Raw genomic sequence first — 26,872 nt, 5'->3', positions numbered from 1 at the left:
CCCACCATGACCATCGAACGCGTCGCCAGCACCGTCCCGGTCGGCGCCGTCCATACGCCCGACTCGCCCCTGGACTGGAGCGAGAGTGCGGTCGCCGGCACCGTCGTCCGCGACGACCGGGTGGCGCCCAATGCGCCGTGGTCGGCCGTCGTCCCGGCCGGTCAGGTGCTGACCATCGTCGACGTCGGCGGCAACCAGTCGGCCGACTGCCTGATCTACCGGGCCGACGATCCCGACGAGCGGTACAGCGTGCCGGACACGCTCGCCGCCCAGCGCAACGCCTACGTCGACACCGGAACCGTGTTGCGCAGCAACGAGGGTCGCGCCCTGATGACGGTCGTCGCCAACGAGGTGCCGCACCAGGACACCATCGGCGGGGCCTGCTCGAAGGAGTCCAACACCCTGCGCTACGGGCACCATGTGGCCTACCAGCACGGCTGCCGGGAGAACTTCCTGACCGAGGCCGCCCGGCACGGGCTGGGAGCCCGCGACCTGGTGTCCAACCTCAACTGGTTCATGAACGTCCCGGTCGAGGCCGACGGTGCGCTCGGCATCGTCGACGGACGATCGGCCCCCGGCCGCCGGGTCGCGCTGCGGGCCGACGTCGACGTTCTGGTGATCCTCTCCAACTGCCCCCAGATGAACAACCCCTGCAACGACTTCAACCCCACGCCGCTGCGGATGATCGTGGTCCGGCCGGAGACCATCGCTGGGAGCGACCGATGACGCCCACCGTGCTCGTCGCCAATCGCGGCGAGATCGCCCGCCGGGTCATCCGTTCCGCCCGGAACTTGGGGCTGCGCACCGTCGCCGTGTTCTCCGACGCCGATCGCGCCGCCCCCCACGTCCGCGAGGCCGACCAGGCCGTGCGGCTGGGCCCGGCTCCGGCCCGTGACTCCTACCTGCGCACCGACCTGATCCTGCAGGCGGCCCAGGACACCGGGGCGACGATCGTCCATCCCGGGTACGGGTTCCTCTCCGAGAACGCCGATTTCGCAAGGCGTCTGGAAGAGGCCGGCATCGTCTTCGCCGGTCCGACGGCCGATCAGATCGTCGCGTTCGGGGCCAAGCACACCGCGCGGGCGTTGGCCCGCGACGCGGGGGTGCCGATGCTCGCCGGCACCGACCTGCTGGCCGACGTCGACGCGGCCGTCGCCGCGGCCGACGCCATCGGCTACCCGGTGATGGTCAAGGCCACCGGCGGCGGCGGAGGCATCGGCATGCAGGCGTGCGCCGACGCCGACGCCGTCAGCGACGCCTTCGGTCGCGTCGCCGCCCTCGCCCGCCAGAACTTCTCGTCCGCCGGGGTCTTCCTGGAACGGCTCGTGCGGCCCGCCCGACACGTCGAGGTCCAGGTGTTCGGCGACGGCGCCGGCCGCATCGCCGTGATCGGCGACCGCGACTGCTCCCTGCAACGCCGCAACCAGAAGGTCATCGAGGAGGCGCCGGCGCCTGCGCTGCCCGATCACGTGCGCCAGACGCTGCACCGCAGTGCCCACGACCTGCTGGCCGCCGTCCGGTACCGCAGCGCCGGAACCGTCGAGTTCGTCTACGACCCGGTCCGCGAGGAGGCCGCGTTCCTGGAGGTCAACACCCGGCTGCAGGTCGAGCACCCCGTCACCGAGGAGGTCTACGGCGTCGATCTCGTCGACCTCATGCTGCGACTGGCCCGCGACGGTCAGGTGGAGCCCGACGTGTTCACCCGCGAGTGGGTGGCGGACGGGTCGGCCATCGAGGCCCGGGTCTACGCCGAGGACCCGGGGCGCGACTGCCTGCCGTCCTCCGGCCTGGTCACCCACGCGTCCCTCCCCGGGCAGGGATCACCGTCGATGTCCGGCGTCCGCGTCGACGGCTACGTCGAGACCGGCCTGGAGGTCTCGCCTTTCTACGACCCCATGCTGGCCAAGGTGATCGCCACCGGAGTGAACCGCGACGCCGCCCTGGATCTGCTCGGCGAGGCCCTGTCGGCCAGCCGGATCGACGGCATCGTCACCAACCTCGGGCTGCTGCGCGCCCTGACCGACGAGATCGATCTGCGGGCTGCCGTGCACTCGACCAGCACCCTGTCCGAGACCGCCGACCCGGACGCGCGCATCGACGTCCTCGCGGTCGGGCCGATGACCACCGTGCAGGACCTGCCCGGTCGTCTCGGTTACTGGCACGTCGGGGTCCCGCCGAGCGGTCCGTTCGACCCCGTCTCGCTGACCGAGGCCAACCGGGCGGTCGGCAACCCGTCGTCCGCCCCCGGCCTGGAGATCACCGGCGGCGGCATCACCGTGCGCTTCTCCACGGCGTCCGTCGTCGCGGTCGCCGGGGCCGAGGTCGAGATCGCCCTCGACGGCGAACCGGCTGCGGGTTGGGCGCCGATCGAGATCCCGGCCGGTGGCGTGCTGACCGTCGGTGCTGCCACCGGACTCGGCCTGCGCAGCTACCTGGCCGTCCGCGGCGGCCTGGACGTCCCCGAATACCTGGGCAGCACCGCGACATTCACCCTCGGTGGGTTCGGTGGTCACGGCGGGCGGGCCCTGGTCGTCGGTGACGTGCTGCGCCCCCGTTCCGCCGACGCCGCCGAGAATCCCGGCCTGACGACGATTGCCGGGCCCGCCCCGGCCGACCGTCGGTTGGCCCTCACGCACGACTGGCAGATCGGGGTCACCGAGGGACCGCACGCCGCGCCCGACTTCTTCACCCGCGCCGACATCGAACAGCTCTACGCCGCCGAGTGGGAGGTCCACCACAACTCGGCCCGCACCGGTATCCGGCTGATCGGCCCGAAACCCACGTGGGCGCGCACCGACGGCGGCGAGGCCGGTCTGCACCCGTCCAACATCCACGACACCCCCTACGCCATCGGCGCTCTCGACTTCACCGGCGACACCCCGATCATCCTCGGGCCGGACGGTCCGTCCCTGGGCGGGTTCGTCTGCCCGGCCGTGGTGGCCAGCGGAGAGCTGTGGAAGCTCGGCCAGCTGCGACCGGGGGACCGCCTGCGGTTCGTTCCGGTGCCGGAGGCGGCCGCCGCCGGACTCGTCGAGCGGCGGTCCCGGCTCACGGTGCCGCGCCTCGGCGGTGACGGCGACGACGGTGTGCTGGCCCGCCGCGAAGCCGGCGACGACCGGCCGTCCGTGACGTACCGGCGGGACGGGGACGACAACGTCCTGGTCGAGTACGGGCCGATGGCCCTGGATCTCGGTCTGCGGATGCGGGTGCACGCCCTGCAGGAGGTGCTGCGCCAGCACGCCCCCCGCGGCATCGTCGACGTCACCCCGGGGATTCGCTCCCTGCAGGTGCATAGCGATCCCAGTGTGCTCAAGGCCCGGGACCTCGGTCGGCTGCTCGGCGAGCTCGAGGACCTTGTTCCCCCGACCCGGGAACTGGTGGTGCCCTCGCGGACGGTCCGCCTGCCCCTGTCCTGGGACGATCCGGCCACCCGCCTCGCGACCGAGCGCTACATGGCCGGAGTGCGGTCCGACGCGCCGTGGTGTCCGTGGAACATCGAGTTCATCCGTCGGATCAACGGTCTCGACTCGGTCGACGACGTCTTCCGTACCGTCTTCGACGCGTCCTACCTGGTGCTCGGACTGGGCGACGTGTACCTCGGCGCCCCCGTCGCCACCCCACTCGACCCCCGGCACCGGCTCGTCACCACCAAGTACAACCCGGCCCGCACCTGGACGGCGGAGAATTCCGTGGGCATCGGCGGGGCCTATCTGTGCATCTACGGCATGGAAGGTCCCGGCGGGTACCAGTTCGTCGGCCGCACCACCCAGATTTGGAACCGGTTCCGGCGGGGCGGTCTGTTCGCCGAGAACCCGTGGGCGTTGCGGTTCTTCGACCGGATCGAGTGGTACCCGGTGTCGGCGGAGGAACTGCTCGAACTCCGCGCCGAGACCGACGCCGGGCGGGGCCCGGTCGACACCACCGACGGCACCTTCTCGATCTCCGGATACGAGCGCTTCCTGGCCGACAACGCCGACTCGATCAGCACTTTCCGGGAGCGCCAGAGCCGGGCCTTCGACGAGGAGAAGGACCGCTGGCGTGCGGCGGGGGAATTCGACCGCCGGCATGAACCGCCTGCGACCGACAGCTCCGAGATCGACCTGCCCGCCGGAGCGATCGCCGTGACCGCTCCCTTCACCGCCACCGTCTGGCAGCTCAACGCCGAACCCGGCGCTACCGTCGCCGACCGTGACCCGATCCTGGCTCTGGAGGCCATGAAGATGGAGACCCGCGTCCCCGCCCCGGTCGCCGGCACCCTGCTGGAGGTCTACGTGCGACCCGGTGACGAGGTCCGGGCCGGGCAGCTGCTCGCGGCGGTGCGACCATGACCGCCGTGACCGTGCAGAGCCCCGCCGTCGCCCGGGTCCGGGCCGCCTACGACCGCATCCGCACGGCCGACCGGCCCGAAGTGTGGATCACCCTGCGTCCCGAGGACGAGCTGGTCGCCGAGGCGGCCGCCGTCGACCCGACCCGGCCGTTGGCCGGACTGCTCGTCGCGGTAAAGGACAACATCGACGTGGCCGGACTGCCGACCACGGCGGCGGCCCCCACCTACGCGTACGAGCCCCAGGCCGACAGCACCGCCGTGGCCCGGTTGCGGGCGGCCGGTGCAATCGTCCTCGGCAAGACCAACCTCGACCAGTTCGCCACCGGCCTGGTCGGCACCCGGAGCCCTTACGGCGCGGTCCGCCACGCCTTCCACCCCGACCGCATCTCCGGCGGATCGTCGTCCGGCTCGGCGGTGGCCGTTGCGTTGGGCATCGCCGACCTGGCCCTGGGCACCGACACCGCCGGGTCCGGACGGGTGCCGGCCGCCCTGCACGGACTCGTCGGGGTCAAGCCGACCAAGGGGCTGGTGCCGGTCACCGGTGTCGTCCCCGCCTGCTACACCCAGGACTGCGTCACCGTCTTCGCCCGGGACCTGACGCTGGCCCGCATCGCCGCCGAGATCATGACCGGCCCCGACCCGGTGGACCCGCTGAGTCGCCTCGACCAGCCCGGTCCGGCGCCGGCCGCGAGGCCACGGATCGCCGTCCCCACCGCCGAGCACCTGGAGGGACTGGCGACCGGCTGGGCCGAGGCGTTCACCGCCACCGTCGACCGACTGGCCGCCACCGGGGTCGAGATCGTTCCCGTCGACATCACCCCGCTCCTGGACGCGGCCCGGCTGCTCTACGAGGGTGCCTTCGTGGCCGAACGGTTCGCCGCGGTCGGCGAACACCTCGAAACCGTCGGCGAACAGGCCGAAGGTATCGACCCGACCGTGGCGTCGATCATCCTCGGCGCGCGCCGCTTCTCGGCGGCCGACTGGGCCGCCGACACGGTCCGGCTGGCCGAGCTCGGGGCCCGCGGACGGGACCTGCTCACCGGGTGCGATGCGCTGCTCACCCCGACGACCACCGGACATCCCACCCTGGCCGAAGTGGCGGCTGACCCGGTCGGCGCCAATTCCCGGCTCGGGCGGTTCACCAACTTCGCCAACCTGCTCGACATGGCCGCACTCGCCGTTCCCGCCGGATTCGTCGACGGCCGGCCGTTCGGCGTGATGTTCACCGGACCGGCCTTCTCCGACCGTGCGCTCGCCGTGCTCGCGGGTCGCCTGGCCAACCCGACCCTCGAGATGTTCGTGGTGGGTGCGCATCTCACTGGTCAACCGCTCAACGCCCAGCTCGTGGCGGCCGGCGGCACCCTCGTCGGCCCGGCTCGCACCACCGATCGCTACCGGTTGCACGCCCTGGACACCCTGCCGGCCAAGCCGGGTCTCGTGCGGGTCGCCGAGGGGGAGAGCGGACACCCCATCGAAGGGGAGGTGTGGCGGATACCGGCGGCCGGGTTCGGCACCTTCGTGGCCGCCGTCCCCGCCCCCATGGCCATCGGCACCGTCGACCTGCAGGACGGCCGGCAGTCATCGGGTTTCCTGGTCGAGCCCGTCGCCGTGCGGGACGCCCCCGACATCAGCCACCACGGCGGCTGGCGGGCGCACCTGACCGCACAGGCCGTGCGCAGGTCGAACTGAACGGCTCCGGGGGTGGCAGGATGCCGGACATGGGGGACTCCGGTGGACGAGGACGACCCGGTCGGCCCCGTCGCGTCCCGGACACCGGGACCCTGTCACCGCGGGACCAGATCCTCGACGCCGCAGCGGCTCTGTTCGTCGCCCACGGGTTCGCGGGCACGTCGACCCGGATGATCGCCGAACGCGTCGGCATCCGTCAGGCGTCGCTGTACTACCACTACGCCGGTAAGGACGACATCCTCGCCGACCTGCTCAGCTCCTCGGTGCGGCCCAGCCTGGACCGCATCCGGGCGCTTGAGGACAGGTCGGCGGCGGGCGGGACCATCGACGGGGGCGCCCTGCTCTACGCCGCCGTGCTCATCGACGTCCGCACCCTGGCCGCGACCTCGCACAACGTCGGCACCCTCTACCTGCTGCCCGAGATCCAGCACGAGCGGTTCGACGCGTTCCGGGCCGAACGGGAGGATTTGCGGGTCACCTACGACCGGTTGGGGCGGGCGGCGTCCCGGGCCGCCGGTGGTGCGACGCTCGGTGAGACCGACGGCCTGCTGGGCGATCTGCTCATCCAACTGGCCGAGACGGTCATCCAACTCCGGCGGACACGCGAGCCCCGACCCGAGGACGCGCACGCCATCGCCGGCGCCTGCCTGCGCATCTGCGGGGCCGAGTCGGCGATCGTCGAACGGGCCCGCCGAGGCGCGATCGCTCTCCTGGAGGACGCCCTGGTGAATTGAGCGTCCGCCGACAAGTGGGCTTGGTCAGCGGGGCGGCGCGGTGGTCCCGCCCGGGTGGAACTCGCACGTGAAGGCGACCGACTCGACGTCCCCCCCGGCCAACTGCTCGAGGACCAGGCGTCCGGCGGTGCGGCCCTCCTCGGCGGCCGGCTGGACCAGGGTCGTCAGGTCGTGGTCGATGACGTGATCGACCCGCACGCCGTCGAATCCCACGACCGACAGATCCCCGGGGACGTCCAGGCCCAGTTCGGTGGCCGCCTTGATGACACCGGCGGCCAGCAGATCGCTCTGCGCGATGATCGCCGTGGGCCGCCGGGACGGGTCGGCCAGGAGCAGGTGACCGGTGCGCACCCCCTCCTCGACGTAGCTGCCGGTGGCGATCTCCCCGGTGAAGTCGGGGAACACGTCCCGGGCGCCGAGGATGCGTTCGGTGGTGACCGCGGTGGTGCAGGCGGCGATGCGCTCGTCGGTCAACGGCCCCGGACGGCGGGCGATGTCGGTCGGCAGGGCGACCACCGCGATGTCGCGATGACCCAGTGCGAACAGATGCCGGGCCGAGGTCGCCGTGGCGGCCCGGTCGTCCAGGGTGACGGACGGAACGTCGTCGAGTTCGGCCGGCACCGACCCGCCGAGGACGACGATGGGCATCCCGCGGCGGATGACCGTCTCGGCCGAGGCGGTGGTGGCCGGGCTGCAGGACACGAGTATGACGGCGTCCATGGGTGCGGTGCTCAGCACATGTGGGCTCTCGCCGACGTCGGCCAGCAGCAACAGCGCCCGCCCGCCGGGGGACACCTCGGCGGCGATGCCGTCCAGGAAAGCGATCATGATCGGATCGCGGAACGCCTCGAGGACCCGGTCCTCCAGCACCACTCCGACGATGCCCGAGCGCCCGGATCGCAGCGACCGGCCCCGGGGATCCGGGCCCACGTACCCCAGGAGGGCCGCCGCGGAGAGGACCCGGTCCCGGGTCGCCGCGGACACCGGGCCGGCCCCGCTGAACGCCAGCGAGGCGGTGGAGACGGACACGCCGGCCCGGGTGGCGACATCGGCGAGGGTGGTACGAGCGGCCATGTTCCCCTCCTTGTCGCCAGGTCGTCCAACGTCGGTTCCCAGCCGGTGCCGCACTTGACCACCGACCTGCTCGGGCATAGCGTAGTCGAAACGATTCGATCGCACGAGGCCCCGGCCTGACCAGCCTCGAATCGATACGAAATCCGACGCGACTCACCAGCCCCGAAGGCCGTGCCATGTCCACTCCCGAACCGTTCGCCGACCCCCGCGCCCTGACCCGGTCGCAGGTGACCGCGTGGCGCAACGCGCTGTTCGTCATCTTCGGCGTCGTCGGCGTCGGCATGGCCAGCTGGGTCGCGCGGACGCCGACCATCCGCGACTCGCTGCAGGCCAGCACCTGGCAGATGGGTCTGGTCGTGTTCGGCCTGTCCTGCGGCGCCATCCTCGGCCTGCTCGCCGCCAGCACCGTCATCGAGAAGTTCGGCACCAAGGCGATCATGGTGTTCGGCCTGTCCGCCGGCGGCCTCGGGCTCGCCGGGGCTGGCGTCGGAGCCGCGCTCGGCAGCTTTCCGCTCGTCGTCGCCGCGTTAGCCGTCTACGGCATCGGCAACAGCACCTGCGACGTGGCGATGAACGTCTCCGGCGCAGCGAACGAGCGGGCGCTGGGCCGCACCGTGATGCCGCTCTACCACGCCGCCTTCAGCATGGGCACGGTCGTCGGGGCCGGCATCGGTGCCCTGGCCGAGTTCCTTCAGGTCCCGGTCGCCGTGCACCTGCCGCTGGCCGGACTGGTCACCGCGGTGGTCGGGGTCTGGTGCGTGCGCTACGCGCGGGAGCCCATCGTGGACGCCGTGGAGGACGCCGCCGACACGACCACCGAACCGGTGGTCAAGCGGTCCTGGTTCGCCCGCTGGGCCGACACCCGCACGCTGCTCATCGGTCTCATCGTCCTGGGCATGGCCTTCGCCGAGGGGTCGGCCAACGACTGGCTGGCCCTGTCGCTGGTCGACGGATACGGCACCAGCAACACCGTCGGGGCGGTCGGGATCGGACTGTTCGTCGCGGCCATGACCGTCGGCCGGGTGGCCGGCGTCCGCCTGCTCGACAAGTACGGGCGGGTGCCGGTGCTGCGGGTCTCGGCGGTGTTCGCCGTGGTCGGTCTGAGCATCGTGATCTTCTCGCCCAGCATCGTCCTGGCCGCGTTCGGTGTCGTGCTGTGGGGTCTGGGTGCGGCGCTCGGCTTCCCGGTGGGCATGTCCGCGGCTGCCGACGATCCGGCGCGCGCGGCCGAGCGGGTCAGCGCCGTGGCCACCATCGGCTATCTGGCGTTCCTGGTCGGCCCGCCGCTCATCGGCTTCCTCGGCGAGCATTTCGGCCTGCTCAACGGCCTTCTCGCCGTGCTGGTGCTCATCGTGATCGCCGGGCTGGTGTCCGGGGCCGCCCGGGAGCCGGCCCGCACGACCACGGTGGCCTCCGGCAAGTCCTGACCCCGCGGTCGGCGGCGCGCCCCGCGGCGGTACCAGTCGGCCATCACGAGCACGGCGATTACCGTCTCGATCGCGGTGCCCCCGTAGTACAGCAGCTGGGCGCCGGCCCGGATCTGGTCCGGGTCACCGGCCGTTGTCGGCAACTGCCGGGCATACAGCAGCTTGGCTAGGACGTCATGGCTGACGGCGACGATCACCAGCACACCCAGGGCGAGCACGGTGGACGGCCGATGCGGGCGGGGGTCCCGCCCGACCAGGTACCAGCTGAACAGGTAGCCGGCCAGGAACATGTGCAGATGCACGAGCGCGCCCAGCATCGGGTGCTGGTGCGCCAGCGCGAACAAGGGGGTCAGGTAGAACGCGAACAGTCCCCCCACCTGCAGGATCACGACCAGCGGGGCGAGCACGGCGGGCCGGGTCACCGTTCGGACGGTCCGGCTCCGGAGGACGGCGGTCACGGCGCGACGGGGTGCGGGCGGCAGGGTGCGCAGCGCCAGCAGCACCGGGGCGCTCAGCGCCAGCAGCAGCGGGGCGAGCATGGTCAGCAGCAGGTGTCCGGCCACATGGCCGGTGAACGGGTGCGACGGGACCACGGCGGCCGAGGCCACCGCGCCGCAGCCGGCCAGTGCACACGCGGTCCTGGTGGCGGGCCAGCGACGGTTGCGCCGGCGTGGCTGAAAGAGACCGATCAGGTAGCCGCTGGCCCCGACGGCGCCGAGCAGGACCAGCCATCCGTTGACCGAGGCAGCGGTAGTCGCGTGTTCCGCCGGATGGGGGGTCACTGTCGGGTGTCTGCGCGCCGGGACCGGCCGGGCGTCCGCAGCAGGACAAGTCCCGCCACCACGGCGGCCGCCCCCACGGCGTTCCAGGCGATGTCGTAAGGCACCAGGTCGACGTCGTACCGGATCTGGTGCAGCCGCAACACCTTGTGCTGGAACAGCCCGTCGTAGACCTGGAAACCTCCCCAGCCCAGCAGCCCGCCGGACCACACCCGCCGCGGCACGGTCAGCTGCCGGCGTTGCAGATCGGCGAACAGGAACAGTCCGACGACCGTGGCGATCCACCCGCCCGCATGGAACAGCCCGTCGGAGATGAGCCCGACGTCCGGCCCGGCGCCGTCGTAGAAGTGGTGCCACCGCAGCAGCTGGTGGAACACCATCTCGTCCAGGAACGACGCCACCCCGATCCCGAACAGGGCGCCGGCCAGCAGCGAACGCCATCCGGGACGCCCCACCGTCCGCGGGTATCGGCCGGGGTTCGTGGAGGAGGGCATGCCTCGCCTTCCGTCTGAGGTCGGCTGTCATGAGTGCGGGCGCGTAGACGCCGGACCGCTTGGGCACCCTGGTGCCCGCGCCGATCGCCGACAAACCCGCGTCACGGGGCTCGGTCGCCGGGCCGGGGCGGTCGACGCTCTAAACTGGTGCCCGACATGCACGTCCCGGGGGGTCCGGGGCGTCCGGTGCAGGGCACGCTGAGAATCGTCAGCCCGAGTCCGGCCATCGCGTGGCCTCCGCCGCGCCGGGCCGCCTGCGGTCCGGTCGGTGCGGCCACCCGCCCCACCCGGAGGAACCGTGACCGCATCCGTCGATCACCTGACCGTCGATCGCGCCGGCGACCTCGACTACAAGGTCGCCGATCTGTCCCTGGCCGAGTTCGGCCGCAAGGAGATCACCCTCGCCGAGCACGAGATGCCCGGCCTGATGACCCTGCGCCGGGAGTACAGCGAGGTCCGTCCGCTGGCCGGCGCCCGCATCTCCGGCTCCCTGCACATGACCGTGCAGACCGCCGTCCTCATCGAAACGCTGGTGGATCTCGGCGCCGACGTGCGGTGGGCGTCCTGCAACATCTTCTCCACCCAGGACCACGCGGCGGCCGCCGTGGTCGTCGGACGGCACGGCACCGTCGAGAACCCGTCGGGTGTTCCCGTTTTCGCCTGGAAAGGCGAGACGCTGCCCGAGTACTGGTGGTGCACCGACCGCATGCTGCGCTGGCCGGGTGCCGACGGCACCGAGACCGGCCCGAACATGATCCTGGACGACGGCGGGGACGCCACGCTGCTGATCCACAAGGCCGTCCAGTACGAGAAGACCGGCGTGGTGCCGAGCCTGGACGAGAGCGACCCGGAGTACTCCGAGGAGTACGCGGTCATCCTCGAGCTGCTGCGCGAGTCACTGGCCGGTGACGGCCAGTTCTGGACCCGCAACGCCCCGGAGATCATCGGCGTCACCGAGGAGACCACCACCGGTGTCAACCGGCTCTACCACCTGGCCGCCGCCGGTGAGCTGCTGTTCCCGGCGATCAACGTCAACGACTCGGTGACCAAGAGCAAGTTCGACAACAAGTACGGCATCCGCCACTCCCTCGTCGACGGCATCAACCGCGGTACCGACGTCCTCATCGGCGGCAAGGTCGCGCTGGTCGCCGGCTACGGCGACGTCGGCAAGGGCGCCGCGGAGTCGCTCCGCGGCCAGGGCGCCCGGGTCATCGTCTCCGAGGTCGATCCGATCTGCGCCCTGCAGGCGTTGATGGACGGCTACGAGGTGGCCCGCATCGACGAGGCCATCGAGCGCGCCGACCTGGTCATCACCACCACCGGCAACAAGGACATCATCCGCATCGACCACATGCAGCGGATGAAGCACCAGGCGATCCTGGGCAACATCGGCCACTTCGACAACGAGATCGACATGGCCGGGCTGGCCCGCATCCCGGGCGTGCACCGCATCGAGATCAAGCCGCAGGTGCACGAGTGGCGTTTCCCGTCCGGACGGTCGCTCATCGTGCTGTCCGAGGGACGACTGCTCAACCTGGGCAACGCGACCGGCCACCCGTCGTTCGTGATGTCGGCCTCGTTCGCCAACCAGGTCATCGCCCAGATCGAGCTGTTCACCAAGCCGAACGAGTGGGACAAGGAGGTCTACCGTCTGCCCAAGCACCTCGACGAGAAGGTCGCCAAGATCCACGTCGAGGCCCTCGGTGGCGAGCTGACCAAGCTGTCCAAGGACCAGGCCGAGTACATCGGCGTCGATGTCGAGGGCCCGTTCAAGCCGGAGCACTACCGGTACTGAGCCTGCTCCCGCCGGGCCGATGAATCGACGGGGCGGTGGCGGTCAACCCTTCGGGGTGCCGTCACCGCCCCGATTCGTCTGCACCGAGAGGGGTTCTCATGACCGACCCGTCATCGTCCTCACCCGGGTTCGACCTGGGGGAGGCCGCTGACCGCCTGAGCCGCGTCGTGTCCGGCATCCGGGACGACCAGCTGAGCGCACCCACGCCGTGCCCGGACTACACCGTGGGGGACCTGCTGGAACACGTCATCGGTCTCACCCGCGCATTCACCGAAGCCGCCGCGCCGGTGCCGCCATCCGACGTGGGTGGTCATCAACCGCCGGCCGGGGACGCCGCTCGACTGCCGGCCGACTGGCGGGCCCGGCTGTCCCGTGACCTGCCGGCGCTGGCCCACGCCTGGCGGCAGCCCGGGGCCTGGTCGGGAATGCGGCGGGCCGGTGGGATCGACATGCCGGCCGAAGTCGCAGCGGTCGTCGCGATCGACGAGATCGCCCTGCACGCCTGGGATCTGGCCGTCTCGACCGGACAGGACTACGAGCCGGACCCGGCGACGCTGCCGGTGGTCCAGCAGTTCGTGGCGTCGTTCGACGACGACAACCGCGCGGGGCTCTTCGGACCTGCCGTCACGCTGCCGGCCCCCGCGACCCGCTGGGACCGGGTCCTCGGGCAGGCCGGGCGCAACCCGCGCTGGACGTCACCGGGGCAATGACGCGGTCGCCCGACGGCCCGGCCGGGACGGTCCTGAGCGATCCGTCCCGACCGGCCGTGGGATCAAAAGATGCGGTTGCCGATCTCAGCCGGGGCCTGCAGCAGCCGCTCGATCTCGTCATCCAGCTTGACCAGGGTGATCGACGCACCGGCCATGTCCAGCGACGTGCAGTACTCGTTGACATAGCTGCGAGCCACGGTGATGCCCTGGTCGGCCAGCCGCTGGTGGGCGCGGCGGAACAGGATGTACAGCTCACTGATCGGCGTGCCGCCCAGGCCGTTGACCATCAGGGCGACCCGGTCCCCGCTGCTGTAGGGCAGGTCGCCGACGATCGCGTCGAGCAGTTCGTCGACGATGGCGTCGGCGGGGGCGATCTTCTTGCGTTCGCGGCCCGGCTCGCCGTGGATCCCGACGCCCATCTCGATCTCGTCGTCGGCCAACTCGAACAGCGGCGAACCCTTGGCCGGGGGAGTGCACGCGGTCAGGGCGACCCCCATGGTGCGGGTGACGTCGTTGACCTTCTTGCCGATGCGGATGCACTCGTCAAGGTCGGCGCCCTCCTCGGAGGCGGCGCCCACGGCCTTGATGACGAAGAAGTTCCCGGCGACGCCGCGGCGGCCGATGGTGTACAGCGAGTCCTTGACCGCGACGTCGTCGTTGATGAAGAGCAGCTCGGTGCGGACACCGTCCGCGTCGGCCATCTCCTTGCCCATGTCGAAGGCCATCCGGTCGCCGGTGTAGTTGTTCACCAGCAACAGCACGCCCTTGTCGGAGGCCAGGCGCTTCGCCGTCTCGTAGACGTAATCCATCGGCGGTGCGGCGAACACATCACCCGGACAGGCGGCGTCGAGCATGCCCTTGCCGACCGCCATGACGTGCGCCGGCTCGTGGCCGGAGCCCGAGCCCTGGACGATGGAGACCTTGTCGTTGCGGGGGCTGTCGGCCCGCATGATCAGGTTGTACTCGGGCACGTAGGTGAGCGTGTCCGGGTTGGCCAGGGCCAGGCCCTCGAGCATCTCGGGCACGAACGCCTTAGGGTCGTTGACGAACTTCTTCATGACACTCCCTTGTGGCACGGTGATCTCGACCCGGACGGGACGAGGGCTCGTTCTGCTGGGTGCGCCGGGTAAGTGCCGGCGGGGCCTTTCCGTCAGGCCGGTGGGTTGTCCTTCCACGCCTTGGCGATGGCCTCGGCCAGGACGGCGACGGCCATGGCTCCGGCGTCGACCGAACCGATGCTGCGTTCACCGGTGTAGGAGGCGCGGCCCCGCTTGGCGATGAGGTCCTTGGTGCTCTCGGCGGACTCGCGGGCGGTCTCGGCGGCCGCCGCGGCCACCTCGGCGGGCGCGCTGCCGGCCCGCAGTTCGGACTCGATCCGGTCGGTCATCGGGACCACCGCGTCCAGCAGGGTCTTGTCGCCGACGTCGGACTGGCCGCGGGCCTTGATGCCTTCCACGGCGGCCCGCAGCATGGCCACGGCCTGCTCGCCGGTCAGCTGGGTGTCCGACCCGGCGGTGGTGCCGGCGCGCAGGAATGCAGTGCCCCAGATCGGCCCCGAGGTGCCGCCGATGCGCGAGCTGACGATCATGCCGGTCTTCTTCAGGAAGGTGCCCGGGTCCTTGCGGTCGATCTCGTCCCATTGCTCGAGGACCTTTTCGAACCCGCGGGCCAGCGAATAGCCGAAGTCGCCGTCACCGACGACGGCATCCAGTTCACCGAAATAGGTCTCGTTGTCGATCGCGGTCTGCGCGATCGTGCGGACGACGAGTTCGACGGCCGGCTGGGAACCGGTGGTGGGGGTGTCGGGGGCGGTCATCGTTGACTCCTGTGTTCCGTGGTCAGACAACAGCGGCTGCCTGCGCCCGGTCACCCGTGCGGCGCATGGAAGTGGGATGCGTGGACGAACGATCGTGATGACTGGAAGGTAGGGGGAGGTGGATCGCTCGGCCACCGCTCTCTCACGGGACGACAAAACAGTGGCCGAGCGGCCGGGAAACGACAGGATCAGGACGCGTCGAGCAGGTCGATGACGAAGACGAGGGTCTTCCCGCCGAGCCGGTGACCGCTGCCGGCCGGGCCGTAGGCCAGGTGCGGCGGGATGACCAGCTGGCGACGGCCGCCGACCTTCATCCCCGGGATGCCGTCCTGCCAGCCCTTGATCAGGCCGCGCAGCGGAAACTCGATCGATTCCCCGCGGTTCCAGGAGGAGTCGAACTCCTCGCCGGAGTCGAACTCGACGCCGACGTAATGCACCTCGACCTTGCCGCCGGGCACGGCCTCGGCGCCGTCGCCGACCACCAGGTCGGTGATCTGCAGCTCGCTCGGGGCATCGCCGCCGGGGAACTCGACGACGGGCTTGGACTGATTGGTATCTGCCATGCCGCTATCCAACACGAGAGCACCGACACCGACACCGGGCCGGGCTACTTCACCCCGCCCATGAGCCGGCTGATCGGCCGGGCGAACAGGGCGAGCCCGACCCCGACGGCGATGGCGACGCCGCCGAGCGTGCTGAAGTAGGTGACCTGCACCTGGTCGCTGTAGTAGCGGGCCAGGACCCCCGCCATCGCCGTGCCCAGGGCACTGGCCAGGAACAGCAGACCGACCATCTGGGTCGTGAACCGCTGGGGTGCCAGTTTCGTCGCCAGGGACAGACTGACCGGCGAGATCAGCAGCTCGGCGACGGTGAAGACGAAGAGCACCCCGACCAGACCCCACAGCGGCGCGCTGTTCGGGACCGAGCTGGCCATCGGGATGAAGAGCAGGAACGCCACACCCATCACGGCGACGGCCGCCGCGAACTTGATCGGGGTCGACGGGGCCCGGTCGCCGAGCTTGGTCCAGACGGCCGCGAAGACCAGCGACAGGATCATCACGAACACCGGGTTGATCGAGTTCACCCAGCTCGGCGGCATCTCCCAGCCGAACACGTCGCGGTTGAGCTGCTTGTCGGCGTACTCGGCCACCACCGTGAACTGCTGCTGATAGAGCGACCAGAAGACCGCCAGCACCACGAAGAGCGGGATGAATGCGATGACCCGACGCCGCTCCACCGGGGTCACCCCCTTCGACCTGATGATCACCACGAAGTAGGCGATCGACGCCACGACCACGACGGTGACCACGCCGGCGGCCAGTCGATCGACGGCGAGGACGCCGGACAGCGCGAGCGCGGCCACCAGGACCACGACGCCGGCGCCGATCAGCGCCATCCGTCGGCGCCCGGCCGGCGGCAACGGATTCGGCACGACGTCGCCGTCGTCCGGGAGGTTCTTGCGGCCCCGTGCGTAGACGGTCAGGCCCACCGCCATGCCGACCGCGGCCAGCCCGAAGCCCCAGTGGAATCCCTGCCAGCCCCAGAGCAGACCGGTCAGCAACGGACCGGCGAAGGCGCCCAGGTTGATGCCGAAGTAGTAGATCGAGAAGCCGGCATCCCGCCTTAGATCCTGCTCGTCGTACAGGGTGCCGACCAGGGATGTCGCGTTGGCCTTCACGCCGCCGCTGCCGAAGGCGATGAGCACCAGACCGACGCCGACGCCCAGGAGGTCGGGCAGGACGGCCAGCGAGATGTGCCCGGCCATGACGAGGACCGCGGCGCAGAAGAGGGTCCGTTCGGCCCCCAGGATCCGGTCGGCCAGCCACGCCCCCAGGATCGTGGACAGGTAGACCAGCCCGCCGTAGGCGCCCACGATGCTGGTGGCCTGCCCCTTGTCGAGCCCGAGGCCCCCGTCCGCGGTGGCGTAGTACAGGTAGAAGAGCAGCAGGCCCTGCATCCCGTAGAAGGAGAAACGTTCGAACGCCTCGACGGTGAACAGGGTGGCGAGCTGTCTGGGCTGCCCCAGGAACGAGTGGTCGTCGACGCCGAGATGGGCGGCGACCCGGGCAGTGCCGGCCGGCGGGATGGTCGACCCGGCCTGATGGTCGTCATGCGTGCTCATCACTGCCTCCGGGGACCGATCCGACGATGCGCGACGGCGGAGCTCTGACGAGTAGGTATACCGGAATGTGACGGGTCGGCCACGCGCCGACACCGACGACCACCTTGTCGAGGAACTGACGCCGGAGCCGCGAACCGTAGGGTGCTCTGCCGTGGGCAGACTCATCGCGATCGAAGGCATCGACGGTTCGGGAAAGCAGACCCTGACGCGGCGGGTGGCCGACCGGTGGTCACAGGCCGGCGCCCGCATCGTCACCCTCGGGTTCCCGCGGTACGGCGTCGACGTGCACGCCGACCTCGTCCGGGACGCCCTGTACGGCCGCCTCGGTGACCTCGCCGACTCGGTCTACGGCCCCGCGGTGCTGTTCGCCCTCGACCGGCGCGCGGCCGCGGACGAGATCCGCGGCGCACTGGCGGAGGCCGACCTGGTGCTGCTGGACCGCTACGTCAGCTCCAACGCCGCCTACGGCGCCGCGCGGCAGGGGGCCCCCGACGTCCCGTCCGATTTCCCCGACTGGGTCCGCGAACTGGAGATCGACCGGTTCGGCGTGCCCGTCCCGACCCACCAGATCCTGCTGGCCCCGCCCGTCACCGTGGCCGCCGACCGTGCGCGGCGGCGTTCCGTCCAGGCCGACGACCGGGCGCTCGACTCCTTCGAGAGCGACGGGGGACTACAGGCCCGGGTCGACCGCATGTACCGGCGACTGGCCGACCAGTCCTACCTCTGTCCGTGGACCGTCCTGACCGGCGACGAAGCGGAGCTGCCCGAGGCGCTGACGCCCTGAGTCAGGAACCAGTGGTCGCCGCGCGGCGCAGGGCCTCACCGAGGCCCTCCGATCGCACCCGCGCGTCGATGTAGGCCAGCGCGACCACGGCGGCGAACCAGGCTCCGGTGACGGCACCGACCAGCACCCCGACACCCTGCTGGACGACGATCGAGGTCGTCCCGTCGGTGATGCCGAAGATCGACAAGACCAGCATGGACACCACCGTGTCGATCACCACACCGGCCAACAGCGCTGCCGCGGTCGCACCCAGCAGACGGCCCCGGTGGCCCCGCACCACGACCAGCGAGCGGCGTAGCGCCACGCCCGGCGTCGCCCGTTCCATCACCACCACGGCGCCGGCGAAGCCCAGCGCGAGATAGGCGAGCACCCCCGGAACGATCAGCACGACGAGCCCGACCGCGACGGCGGAGCCGACGATCACGGCCACGACGCCCAGCGCCGACCACCGGCCGGCCAGCCGCCCGGCGGCCGCGGCCCGGTCGGTGCGACCCATCGCGTCCGCCCCGGCGCACGCGGCGGCGACCCCGCTGACGAGGACGGTGCCGATGGCGCCGATCAGCAGGGACACCATCGAAGCGAGCAGGATGGACAGCGGCGGGGTGGTACTGCGGCCGTCGACGACGTCCTGCAGCCAGGTGGCCGACGCGTACACGCCGAGTTGATCCGTCCCGGCCAGCACGCCCAGCAGGGCGGCCGCCGACAACGCCCCGAACCCGCCCGACAGCAGGGCCAGGGGCGCGAGGTGCCGTCGCACCACCTGCACGGCTTGGACGAGGATCTCGCCGACGGTCAGCGGTCGCAGCGGGATCGGGCCCGGGGACGGGAGTGCGGTGGGTCCCCGTCCGGAACCCGGGGGGCCCGACGGGAACCCGCCGCCGGACGGAAGGAACGGGGGCTGGGTCACCACCCCATGGTGGCAGCTCGTCCGACCGGCGGAACCGGTCACCACCGGCGCGCGTGATGGGCTCACGGGGGACCAGCGCCCGGGATGTCACCATGGAGACCATGAGAGCTCGCGTGCTCGTGGTCGACGACGACCCCGCCCTGGCCGAGATGTTGACCATCGTGCTGCGTGGTGAGGGGTTCGAACCGTCCGTGGTGCGCGACGGTTCGCGGGCCGTCGACGCCTTCCGCGACCTGCATCCCGACCTGGTGCTGCTCGACCTCATGCTGCCCGGGACCTCCGGGCTGGACATCTGCAAGGAGATCCGGGCCGAATCCGGCATTCCGATCATCATGTTGACGGCCAAGGCCGACACGGTCGACGTGGTGCTGGGACTCGAATCCGGTGCCGACGACTACGTGGTCAAGCCGTTCAAGCCCAAGGAGTTGACCGCGCGCATCCGGGCCCGGTTGCGGCGCGCCGACGTCGGCACCGCCGAGCGCCTGCGGGTCGCCGACGTGGAGATCGACGTCCCCGGGCACCAGGTCACCCGCGATTCCGAGCCGATCTCGTTGACCCCGCTGGAGTTCGACCTGCTGGTCGCCCTGGCCCGCAAGCCCCGTCAGGTGTTCACCCGCGAGGTACTGCTGGAACAGGTGTGGGGATACCGCCACGCGGCCGACACCCGGTTGGTGAACGTGCACGTGCAGCGCCTGCGCTCGAAGATCGAGCGTGACCCGGAGCGGCCGGAGGTCGTGGTGACCGTCCGCGGGGTCGGTTATCGCGCCGGCAACGCCTGAGCCGACCGGCCCCGCCGCCGGCGGTGCGCCGGTCCCGGTGTCGCCGCCACATGGGCACAGCGGGTCGACGAACGATGGAGACGACGTGATGCCCGACCGCAGCCCCGGCCACGACGCGCCGGCCGGGCCGCCGTCGGGTCCGGCCACCGCTGACGCGGACCGCCCGCGCCCCAAGGCGTGGTGGCGCACCGTCGTCTCGCGGGGGCGCCGCCGCATCCTGGGACTGAGCCGCTCGCTGCTGGTCCGCACCATCGTCGCGACGTTCGTCTTGACCAGCCTGGCCATGCTGATGCTGGGCTTCATCATCCAGCAGCAGATCACCAACGGTCTGCTGCAGTCGAAGATCGACGCCGCCGTCACCGAGATCGCCGCCGCCCGGACGACGGTCGAGAGCAGCCTGGCCGGGGCCGATTCGGACCCCACCTCTTTGTCCGAGCAGCTGCGGGTCGCGCTGACCGAGGTGGGTCGCGATGAACGGGGTGCGTCCGGGGTGGGGGGAGCCGCGGCCGGGGTCTTCGAGCCGGTCATCGTCCCCAGCCGGGTCGGCGCGGACACCGATCTCGATCTCGACCAACCGCTGGGGGACGTGCCGGCCGAACTGCGGGCGCGGGTCAGCCAGGGCAACGTCTCCTACCAGTACACGACCATCCGCCGCGACGGCCAGGCCGTTCCCGCGCTCGTCGTGGGGAGCCCGGCGCGCACCAACACCGACTCGTTCGAGGTGTACCTGATCTTCCCGCTGGGCGGTGAACTCGGCACCGTCCAGGTGGTCCAGCGCACGCTCGCTCTCGGTGGGGCCGGACTCGCCGTCACCGTCACCCTGATCGCCGGCCTGGTCGCCCACCAGGTGGTTCGCCCGGTCCGACGGGCGGCCGAGACCGCCGGCAAACTCGCCGCCGGCGACCTGGGCGAGCGGATGCCGGTGTCCGGTCCGGCCGAGCTGACCACGCTGGCCCGGTCCTTCAACGGGATGGCCGACGCGATCCGGGCGCAGATCCGCCAGCTGGAGGAGTTCGGCACCCTGCAGCGGCGATTCACTTCCGACGTCTCCCACGAACTGCGCACACCGTTGACCACCGTCCGGATGGCGGCGGACGTCCTGCACGGCAGCCGGGAAGACTTCCCGGCCCCCCTGGCCCGCTCCACCGAGCTGCTGGTCGACGAACTCGACCGGTTCGAGGCGCTGCTGGCCGAACTGCTCGAGATCAGCCGCCACGACGCCGGAATGGCCGAGCTCAGCGCCGAGCCCATCGACGTCCGGTCGCGTATCGCCTCCGTCGTCGCCGCCGCCCAGCCGCTGGCCGAGCAGTCCGGGATCGATCTGCGGATGACCCTGCCGGCCGAACCGGTCGTCGCCGAGATCGACACGCGTCGCGTCGACCGGATCGTCCGCAACCTCGTCAACAACGCCATCGACCACGCGGAAGGGCGTCCGGTGCTGGTGGAACTGGCCGCCGACGACGACGTCCTGGCCGTCGCGGTCACCGACGAGGGTGTCGGCCTACGACCGGGGGAGGCCGGACTGGTGTTCAACCGCTTCTGGCGGGCCGACCCCTCCCGGCAGCGCCAGACCGGTGGCACCGGTCTCGGACTCGCGATCTCCCTGGAGGACGCGCGGCTGCACGGAGGGTGGTTGCAGGCGTCCGGCAGTCCCGGCCTCGGCGCCCGCTTCCGGCTCACCCTGCCCCGCCGCCGGGGCGCGTTGATCGCCGGGTCGCCGTTGCCGCTATGGGCCGACAGCGACGAGACCGGCGACGCGGCGGAGACCGGCGGACCGTCCGACGACCACTCCGACCACACCGACCGCGACGCCGCCGACGTCCTGGCCGCCGTGGCCGCGGCCGCCCGAGCCGCCGCGGGCACCGCCGGAACCGTCCCGGGAACGACGGAGATGCCGCGGCGGTTCGGCCTTGCCGCCGACCCCACCCTGCCGACCGTCCGGACCACGGCGGCGCGACCGGTCGAGCTGGCCGACCTCACCGAGGGCCTGGAGATGGCCCGCGGCGACGGCCCATCGCAGACCGCGCAGGGATCGCCTCCGGTCGCCGACCGCGTGCGACGAGATGATGCCGGGAGGACTCCATGAGCCGGGTCAGCCCCGAACCTCGCGGCGGGGCCCGTCCCGGCCGGCGATCGGTTCCCGTTCTGTGCGGTTTGCTCCTGGCGCTGGCCGTGATCGCCGGGTGCTCCGGCGTGCCGACCACCAGTGCGGCCGTCGACGTGACCAGGGTGGTCGAGGAGCAGGGGCCCATCGCCCCGCAGGCCCCTCAACCGGGCCAGCAGCCCGACCAGATCGTCCGGGGATGGATCGCCGCCACGGCGCGGACCGATCTCGATTCCGCGGCCGGCTCCGGTTTCGCCGCCGCCCGCGAGTACCTGACGCCCGAGGCGCAGTCCACCTGGCAGCCGTCGGCGTTGCCGGTCGTGGAACTCACCGACGGGTACCGGACGGAAGCGACGACCGGTGACACGGCCTCGGTCACGGTCAGCGGGATCGCAATGGGCGGCCTGGACGTCGATCGCGCCTACCGCGCCACCTCGCAGAACTACGAGCGGACCCTGACGCTGCAGCAGGTGGACGGGCAGTGGCGGATCTCCGACCCACCGACCGAGCTGCTGGTGACCGAGAGCGACTTCGGCACCGCGTTCCGGGAACGGACGTTGTACTTCCTGGACCAGACCGGATCGGTGGTCGTGCCCGATCCCCGCCACGTCGTCGTCGGGCAGAGCACCGCGAACCGGGCGAGCCGGCTGATGGCCATGCTGCTCGACGGACCCTCGGCGGCCGTGGTCGGGGCCGTTCGGACACCGTTCGCCGCACAGTCCGCCCTGCGCTCCAACCCGACGGTCGACCCCGAGGGCGTCCTGGCCATCGACCTCACGGGCGTCGACGTCTCCACCCCGGATCTGCGCCGCCAGCTGGCCGCCATGGTGGTGTGGACGTTGTCGCCCACGGCCCCCCGGATCACGATCACCGTCGACGGCAGCCCGCTCGACCCGGCGCAGCCCGTCCTGACCATCGGTTCGGTGGCATCCTTCGACCCCGACCGGCTGGCCGGGACCGGGCAGGTCACCAGCGACCCGTACTTCATCAGCCAGGGGGCCGTGCTCGGACTGGACACCCTGAGCTCCCTGCCCGGCCCGCTCGGCAGCGGCAACCCCGTCGTCCGGTCCGCGGCGATGTCCTCGGCCACCGGAGCCGTGGCCGCCGTCATCGACGACGCCGGTGGCGGCCAGGTCCTGATGGTCACCCAGCCGGGTGGCGGTGACAACGCCTCCCCGGCCCTCAAGGCCGACACCCTCACGCCACCGGCCTTCTCCCGGGACGGCGATCAGGCCTGGGTCGTCCAGAACGGCGCCTCGGTCAAGCCGGAGATCTACCGCGTCTCGACCAGCGGCGGGACCAGCCGCGAACGAGTCGGCTCCAGCGCCCTCGTCGGGCGGGGAACCGTCACGGCCGTGGCGCTCTCGCCCGACGGTGTGCACATCGCTTTCGTCGCCGGAGAACGGCTGTACGTGGGGGTCATCAGCCCGGCGGCCTCCGACGGGTCCGTCGCCCCCGGGGACTCGCCGGACCCGACCGGATCGGCCGGGACGACCTGGCAGGTGAGCAACCTGCTCGCGATCCAGCCCGACCTCGTCAAGGTGGGCGCAGTGCAGTTCGCCAGCTCGCGAGAGCTCGTCGTGGCCGCCGCGACCACCGCCACCAGCTACCGGACCCTGCGCGCCGTCTCGCTGGACGGATACACCCGGCGCGCGATCAGCGACCAGGGCATCTTCGACGACGTGGAATCGATCGCCGTCGCCCCCGGGCAGCCGCTGCTGGTCGCCTTCAGCGGTCGCGTGTGGCGCCTGCAGGGCTCGCAGGCCGACGGCCAGTGGACGTCCCCGTTGACCGATCGCCCGTTCGTCAACGGCGCGGCGCCCTTCTACCCCCGCTGACCGGACGACCCGCCGCCCGGGCGGCCCGAGACAAGGAGCCTGATGGCCATCCCCTCCGATTCCGAGGATCTGCCCGTGCCGCTGGCCGCCGATTTGCGGGCGGCCGGCCTGCGCTGGCAGCCCGCCGCCGGTGACCGGTTCGTCGTCACCGACGGGACGCTGGACGGGGACGTGTTCACCGTGTCGGACATGGTCGTCGAGGTCATCGGCGAGGGCAGCGGGGGACAGGTGCTGGGGTTCAACGGGACGACCGAGTGGGCGCTGGACTCGGTGCCTCTCGAGGCGACCCTCTGGCTGCCGCGGGAAGGACAGCTGCGTCGGCTGCTGGGCCGGTCGTTCCGCCGGTTGGAGGTCCACGAGGGTCGTTTCCACGTCACCGTCGCGAATGTCCCGGGCACGGCAGTCACCGACGCCGGTCCACAGGACGCCGAACCGCAGAACGACGGACCGGGCATGACGGGCGGCGGCGGCGAGATGCCCGAGCAACCCTTCGAGGGCGGGACCGCGACCGAGGCGTACGGTCGCGCGTTGCTGTTCGTCATCGGCCGGGCCCTGGGCTGACCGGCCGACCCGCCAGGCTGGTCGGCCGTCCACGTACGGGCTGGTCGAAGTGTCCATCGAAGCAGTCATGAGCCGAACCCTGACGGCGGACACCGACATCCGACCGTCGGTCGGCCTGGTTGTCCACATCCCGTCGATGCGTCCACAGGCTCCTGACCGGAGTGGCGCCGGGGTGGCCCGGCATCGCCAGATGGATCGATGACATCCCACCGCACAGCACCACGCCGGGTCGGGCGGGCAGCCGGCTCCAGCAGTCTCCGCGAAACGCTCACCGCCGGGCTGGATCTCGTGTTGCCCCGCCCCTGTCCCGGGTGCGGGGACCCGGCGCCGTGGTGCACCCGATGCGCAGCGGCGCTGAGCGGACCAGCCCAACGGGTTCCGTGGCCGCTGACGGTCGACGTCGAGCCGGACCCGCCGCCCACGTCGAGCACGGGACCGGGCCGGTCGCCCGGACGTTCGCCCGGACCTCCGGAGGTCTGGGCGCTCGCGCGGTATACGGATCCGGTCCGGCCGGCGATCCTGGCCGGCAAGGAGCATGGACGTCGCGACCTCCCCGGGCGGCTCGGACAGGCACTCGGGCTCGCCATCGGCCGGTTGATCCGGGTGAGCGCCCTACCGGCCCCGCTGTGGCTGGTCCCGGCGCCCAGCCGGCGGACGAGTGCCCGACGCCGGGGTGGCGACCCGGTCACCCTGATGGCCCGCCGGGCCGCCGCTGTCGCCGTGGCCACCATCGACCAGCCCTGCGGAGTTGCGCCGTGCCTGTTCACCGACTGGCGGGCGGCCGACTCGGTCGGTCTGGACGCCCGTGAGCGGGCCGACAACCTCCGCCGCCGCGTCCGGTGGTCGGCCGGAGCGGCGCCACCGGCGGGGTCGGACGTGCTGATCGTCGACGACGTGTTCACCACCGGGGCGACGATCGCCTGCGCGGCGGAGGTACTGCGACATCGGGGGCTGGCCGTACGCGGAGCGCTCGTGGTGGCCAGCGCGGTTCCGTTCGATCACGCAGCCGGCCCCCGGTATCGACGGGCGCCGGATGGCTGACGCGGGCGACGGTCGCCGCGCCCGAGGTGGCCGCCTGCGGTTCGGATCGGTCCAGACCGCGGGGGGAACGCCGACCGTTGCTCGTCGCACCGTGGGGCGGACGGGCCCGGGGCGCCAGAGGGCCCGGGGTCGAGCGCCGGCCCAGCGCGATCAGGTGCGCCGCTCCTCACGGGACCGCAGACGCAGCTTCTCGGGGAACAGACGCCGCTGGGTGATCCATCCGAAGACACCCAGCGCCACCCAGATCAACGACGAGAGCACCTGCTGCCAGCCCGAACCCGGATCGCGCAGGAAGCCCAGGCCCCCCGGCCACAGCAGCCCCAGCCCGCTGAGCACCAGCCCGGCGCCGCCGAGCGCGGTCGCCCACAGCAGGGCCCGTTCGCGGTACCGGTCGGCCAACAGTCCGGTCACCAGCGCCACGGCGACGACCACCACGATGGCCAGCAGCAGCGTGCTGCCCCGCCCGCCGACAGCGGCGAAGACCCGGGCGCCGACCAGGGCCCCGGCGACCAGTCCGACGACGAAGGACGCGACCTTGAACACCAGGGTGGCCAGCACCCAGGCGATGACCGCGGTGGCCGCGGCCACCAGGAACGTCACGGCCACGGAGGTGCCGAACAGGTCGGCCAGGACCCAGCCGGCGCCGAACCCGGAAGCCAGGACGGCCCAGTGGACCGAACCGACGCCCAGGAAACACAGCACCGCTCCGACCAGCAGTACGACGAGTCCGGACATGACAACCCCCTCCTGGCTGCCGGGGCGGGCTCCGCCGCGATCCGATCTGCCCGCGACCGGCGTCACGTACCCCTGACCCGGGCACTGTCCCATACGAATTCCCGACGGAACGGACAACCGGCAAGGACCTTCCCCGACCGTGCGTTGTCGCTGATCCGGGGCGTGGTCAGGTGTGTCGATCAAGATCGACTCAGCACTTGCGGCCCGCCCGTCGGACGGTAGGTTCGAGTGATCTCGTGCTGAACGATCCCGACCCGCCACCGGCTGGGCACGGTGTCCGAGAGCCGTTGCCAGGGAGTGGGTTCGAGTCGGAGGAGGTCAGCAGCACCCCCGGCCGCCGGGAGGCGGTCGATGTGCCAGCCTGCACCGGATCCGTCGGGGTCCGGTCACCCGAAGGAGGAGGACCGTCGTGGATGTCGTGGTCAAGGGTCGGAACGTCGAGATCCCGGAGCACTTCCGGACACATGTCACCGAGAAGCTGGCCCGAACGGAGCGTTACGACCCCAAGATCATCCGGGTCGACGTCGAGCTCTCCCACGAGACCAACCGACGCCAGTCGAAGACCTGCCAACGGGTGCAGATCACGTTGAGCAGCCGCGGTCCGGCCATCCGCGCCGAAGCCAGCGCCGACTCCTTCTACGCCGCCCTGGATGCCGCGGTCACCAAACTCGAGACCCGCCTGCGTCGTTCGGCCGACCGACGCCACCACCGTCAGCACGACCGGCTGCCGGTCGGCGTGGCCGCCGCCGAGGTGTCCGCCGGTGCCGTGCCCGGGCTGGCCGACATCGCCACCTTCGACGCGGTGAACGGGGTGGCCCTGGCCGACGAGACGTCCGACGACAGCGTCGACCAGGAGCAGGACGGGCCCGGTCGGATCGTCCGGGTCAAGGACCACCCGGCGGAGCCCATCACCGTCGACCAGGCCCTGTTCCAGATGGAGCTGGTGGGACACGACTTCTACCTGTTCAACGATTCCGACACCCAGCTGCCGTCGGTCGTCTACCGCCGCAAGGGCTTCGACTACGGACTCCTGCGGCTGAGTTCCTGAGTCCACCGGTCCGTCCCGGGCTGCTCCTCGACGGAGCAGTCCGGGTCGGCCCTGACCGGGACTGCCGGCGGGTGGCGGCGTCCGCGGCCGGGCGGGGCACCCGAGCGG

Annotated in this window: 22 protein-coding genes and 1 pseudogene; 14 read left to right on the top strand and 9 right to left on the bottom strand. The window is 71.6% G+C overall.

The genetic code is table 11. The features are described 5' to 3' along the window. Positions 1-6 precede the first annotated feature (6 nt). From FDO65_RS08155 to FDO65_RS08140, 4 genes are read left to right on the top strand one after another with little or no spacing between them, the layout of a single operon-like run. On the top strand, positions 7-726 hold the full coding sequence (locus tag FDO65_RS08155; RefSeq protein WP_137448837.1) for an urea amidolyase associated protein UAAP2: 720 nt from the start codon (positions 7-9) through the stop codon (positions 724-726). Beyond that, entirely contained in the window at positions 723-4,328 is a 3,606-nt protein-coding gene (gene uca / locus FDO65_RS08150; RefSeq protein WP_137448836.1) for an urea carboxylase, read from the top strand. The genes FDO65_RS08155 and uca overlap by 4 nt, the downstream gene beginning before the upstream one ends. Beyond that, entirely contained in the window at positions 4,325-6,016 is a 1,692-nt protein-coding gene (atzF, locus tag FDO65_RS08145; RefSeq protein ID WP_137448835.1) for an allophanate hydrolase, read from the top strand. The genes uca and atzF overlap by 4 nt, the downstream gene beginning before the upstream one ends. A 29-nt stretch (positions 6,017-6,045) precedes the next feature. Then, positions 6,046-6,750, top strand: coding sequence for a TetR/AcrR family transcriptional regulator (locus tag FDO65_RS08140; RefSeq protein WP_137448834.1), 705 nt, complete (start codon positions 6,046-6,048; stop codon positions 6,748-6,750). A gap of 24 nt (positions 6,751-6,774) precedes the next feature. Here the strand turns inward: FDO65_RS08140 and FDO65_RS08135 are convergent, their stop codons facing one another. Then, a complete protein-coding gene (locus tag FDO65_RS08135; protein WP_137448833.1) occupies positions 6,775-7,824 on the bottom strand; it encodes a LacI family DNA-binding transcriptional regulator in 1,050 nt (349 codons plus the stop codon). Positions 7,825-8,000: 176 nt separating this feature from the next. Here FDO65_RS08135 and FDO65_RS08130 point away from each other — a divergent pair, with 176 nt between their 5' ends. Beyond that, on the top strand, positions 8,001-9,251 hold the full coding sequence (locus tag FDO65_RS08130; protein WP_137448832.1) for an MFS transporter: 1,251 nt from the start codon (positions 8,001-8,003) through the stop codon (positions 9,249-9,251). Positions 9,252-9,289: 38 nt separating this feature from the next. Here FDO65_RS08130 and FDO65_RS22745 read toward each other — a convergent pair. Further along, a pseudogene (locus FDO65_RS22745) lies at positions 9,290-10,033 on the bottom strand (cytochrome c oxidase assembly protein); the annotation flags it as partial. Continuing rightward, positions 10,030-10,524 carry a DUF2243 domain-containing protein gene (locus tag FDO65_RS08120; protein WP_137448830.1) on the bottom strand — a complete coding sequence of 165 codons (495 nt, stop codon included), beginning with the start codon at positions 10,522-10,524 and terminating at the stop codon, positions 10,030-10,032. The gene FDO65_RS08120 and the pseudogene FDO65_RS22745, both read right to left, overlap by 4 nt. A 298-nt stretch (positions 10,525-10,822) precedes the next feature. On the opposite strand from FDO65_RS08120, the gene ahcY reads away from it, so the two are divergent. Together ahcY and FDO65_RS08110 are read left to right on the top strand one after the other, a co-directional pair. After that, complete coding sequence (gene ahcY, locus FDO65_RS08115) at positions 10,823-12,319, top strand: adenosylhomocysteinase (protein ID WP_137448829.1); 1,497 nt, start codon at positions 10,823-10,825, stop codon at positions 12,317-12,319. 98 nt (positions 12,320-12,417) lie between these two features. Next, positions 12,418-13,029: a TIGR03086 family metal-binding protein gene (locus tag FDO65_RS08110; RefSeq protein WP_137448828.1), complete on the top strand. Its 612-nt coding sequence runs from the start codon at positions 12,418-12,420 to the stop codon at positions 13,027-13,029. A gap of 62 nt (positions 13,030-13,091) precedes the next feature. On the opposite strand, the gene dhaK is transcribed toward FDO65_RS08110, so the two are convergent. From dhaK to FDO65_RS08090, 4 genes are all read right to left on the bottom strand, one after another. Next, positions 13,092-14,087, bottom strand: a complete 996-nt coding sequence (dhaK, locus tag FDO65_RS08105) for a dihydroxyacetone kinase subunit DhaK (protein WP_137448827.1) — start codon at positions 14,085-14,087, stop codon at positions 13,092-13,094. Positions 14,088-14,179: 92 nt separating this feature from the next. Further along, complete coding sequence (dhaL, locus tag FDO65_RS08100) at positions 14,180-14,845, bottom strand: dihydroxyacetone kinase subunit DhaL (protein WP_137448826.1); 666 nt, start codon at positions 14,843-14,845, stop codon at positions 14,180-14,182. 188 nt (positions 14,846-15,033) lie between these two features. Next, positions 15,034-15,408: an FKBP-type peptidyl-prolyl cis-trans isomerase gene (locus tag FDO65_RS08095; protein ID WP_137448825.1), complete on the bottom strand. Its 375-nt coding sequence runs from the start codon at positions 15,406-15,408 to the stop codon at positions 15,034-15,036. Between the two features lie 44 nt (positions 15,409-15,452). Next, positions 15,453-16,967, bottom strand: coding sequence for a peptide MFS transporter (locus FDO65_RS08090; RefSeq protein WP_137448824.1), 1,515 nt, complete (start codon positions 16,965-16,967; stop codon positions 15,453-15,455). 151 nt (positions 16,968-17,118) lie between these two features. Between FDO65_RS08090 and FDO65_RS08085 the strand changes: the two genes are divergently transcribed. Then, positions 17,119-17,751: a dTMP kinase gene (locus FDO65_RS08085; protein WP_137448823.1), complete on the top strand. Its 633-nt coding sequence runs from the start codon at positions 17,119-17,121 to the stop codon at positions 17,749-17,751. A gap of 1 nt (position 17,752) precedes the next feature. Here the strand turns inward: FDO65_RS08085 and FDO65_RS08080 are convergent, their stop codons facing one another. Beyond that, entirely contained in the window at positions 17,753-18,658 is a 906-nt protein-coding gene (locus FDO65_RS08080) for a hypothetical protein (protein WP_137448822.1), read from the bottom strand. A gap of 101 nt (positions 18,659-18,759) precedes the next feature. Here FDO65_RS08080 and mtrA point away from each other — a divergent pair, with 101 nt between their 5' ends. From mtrA to FDO65_RS22470, 5 genes are all read left to right on the top strand, one after another. Then, positions 18,760-19,437, top strand: a complete 678-nt coding sequence (gene mtrA, locus FDO65_RS08075; protein WP_137448821.1) for an MtrAB system response regulator MtrA — start codon at positions 18,760-18,762, stop codon at positions 19,435-19,437. A gap of 88 nt (positions 19,438-19,525) precedes the next feature. Further along, positions 19,526-21,523, top strand: coding sequence for an MtrAB system histidine kinase MtrB (gene mtrB / locus FDO65_RS08070; protein WP_137448820.1), 1,998 nt, complete (start codon positions 19,526-19,528; stop codon positions 21,521-21,523). 107 nt (positions 21,524-21,630) lie between these two features. Beyond that, complete coding sequence (locus FDO65_RS08065; RefSeq protein ID WP_166442088.1) at positions 21,631-23,379, top strand: LpqB family beta-propeller domain-containing protein; 1,749 nt, start codon at positions 21,631-21,633, stop codon at positions 23,377-23,379. 42 nt (positions 23,380-23,421) lie between these two features. Beyond that, on the top strand, positions 23,422-23,940 hold the full coding sequence (locus FDO65_RS08060; RefSeq protein ID WP_137448818.1) for a pilus assembly protein CpaE: 519 nt from the start codon (positions 23,422-23,424) through the stop codon (positions 23,938-23,940). Positions 23,941-24,543: 603 nt separating this feature from the next. Beyond that, positions 24,544-24,981, top strand: a complete 438-nt coding sequence (locus FDO65_RS22470) for a ComF family protein (protein ID WP_205849846.1) — start codon at positions 24,544-24,546, stop codon at positions 24,979-24,981. A gap of 150 nt (positions 24,982-25,131) precedes the next feature. Here FDO65_RS22470 and FDO65_RS08050 read toward each other — a convergent pair whose 3' ends face one another. Further along, complete coding sequence (locus tag FDO65_RS08050) at positions 25,132-25,716, bottom strand: DUF4203 domain-containing protein (protein ID WP_137448816.1); 585 nt, start codon at positions 25,714-25,716, stop codon at positions 25,132-25,134. Between the two features lie 409 nt (positions 25,717-26,125). Between FDO65_RS08050 and hpf the strand changes: the two genes are divergently transcribed. Further along, on the top strand, positions 26,126-26,764 hold the full coding sequence (hpf, locus tag FDO65_RS08045; RefSeq protein WP_137448815.1) for a ribosome hibernation-promoting factor, HPF/YfiA family: 639 nt from the start codon (positions 26,126-26,128) through the stop codon (positions 26,762-26,764). Positions 26,765-26,872: the final 108 nt, after the last annotated feature.

Source organism: Nakamurella flava, from assembly GCF_005298075.1.
GTDB classification, from domain to species: domain Bacteria; phylum Actinomycetota; class Actinomycetes; order Mycobacteriales; family Nakamurellaceae; genus Nakamurella; species Nakamurella flava.
This window is presented reverse-complemented; position numbering and strand designations above follow the sequence as displayed.

Coding starts and splice junctions, on each gene's coding strand:
- FDO65_RS08155 (WP_137448837.1), top strand. CDS start 7: ATGACCATCGAACGCGTCGCCAGCACCGTCCCGGTCGGCGCCGTCCAT.
- uca (WP_137448836.1), top strand. CDS start 723: ATGACGCCCACCGTGCTCGTCGCCAATCGCGGCGAGATCGCCCGCCGG.
- atzF (WP_137448835.1), top strand. CDS start 4,325: ATGACCGCCGTGACCGTGCAGAGCCCCGCCGTCGCCCGGGTCCGGGCC.
- FDO65_RS08140 (WP_137448834.1), top strand. CDS start 6,046: ATGGGGGACTCCGGTGGACGAGGACGACCCGGTCGGCCCCGTCGCGTC.
- FDO65_RS08135 (WP_137448833.1), bottom strand. CDS start 7,824: ATGGCCGCTCGTACCACCCTCGCCGATGTCGCCACCCGGGCCGGCGTG.
- FDO65_RS08130 (WP_137448832.1), top strand. CDS start 8,001: ATGTCCACTCCCGAACCGTTCGCCGACCCCCGCGCCCTGACCCGGTCG.
- FDO65_RS08120 (WP_137448830.1), bottom strand. CDS start 10,524: ATGCCCTCCTCCACGAACCCCGGCCGATACCCGCGGACGGTGGGGCGT.
- FDO65_RS08110 (WP_137448828.1), top strand. CDS start 12,418: ATGACCGACCCGTCATCGTCCTCACCCGGGTTCGACCTGGGGGAGGCC.
- dhaK (WP_137448827.1), bottom strand. CDS start 14,087: ATGAAGAAGTTCGTCAACGACCCTAAGGCGTTCGTGCCCGAGATGCTC.
- dhaL (WP_137448826.1), bottom strand. CDS start 14,845: ATGACCGCCCCCGACACCCCCACCACCGGTTCCCAGCCGGCCGTCGAA.
- FDO65_RS08095 (WP_137448825.1), bottom strand. CDS start 15,408: ATGGCAGATACCAATCAGTCCAAGCCCGTCGTCGAGTTCCCCGGCGGC.
- FDO65_RS08090 (WP_137448824.1), bottom strand. CDS start 16,967: ATGAGCACGCATGACGACCATCAGGCCGGGTCGACCATCCCGCCGGCC.
- mtrA (WP_137448821.1), top strand. CDS start 18,760: ATGAGAGCTCGCGTGCTCGTGGTCGACGACGACCCCGCCCTGGCCGAG.
- mtrB (WP_137448820.1), top strand. CDS start 19,526: ATGCCCGACCGCAGCCCCGGCCACGACGCGCCGGCCGGGCCGCCGTCG.
- FDO65_RS08060 (WP_137448818.1), top strand. CDS start 23,422: ATGGCCATCCCCTCCGATTCCGAGGATCTGCCCGTGCCGCTGGCCGCC.
- FDO65_RS08050 (WP_137448816.1), bottom strand. CDS start 25,716: ATGTCCGGACTCGTCGTACTGCTGGTCGGAGCGGTGCTGTGTTTCCTG.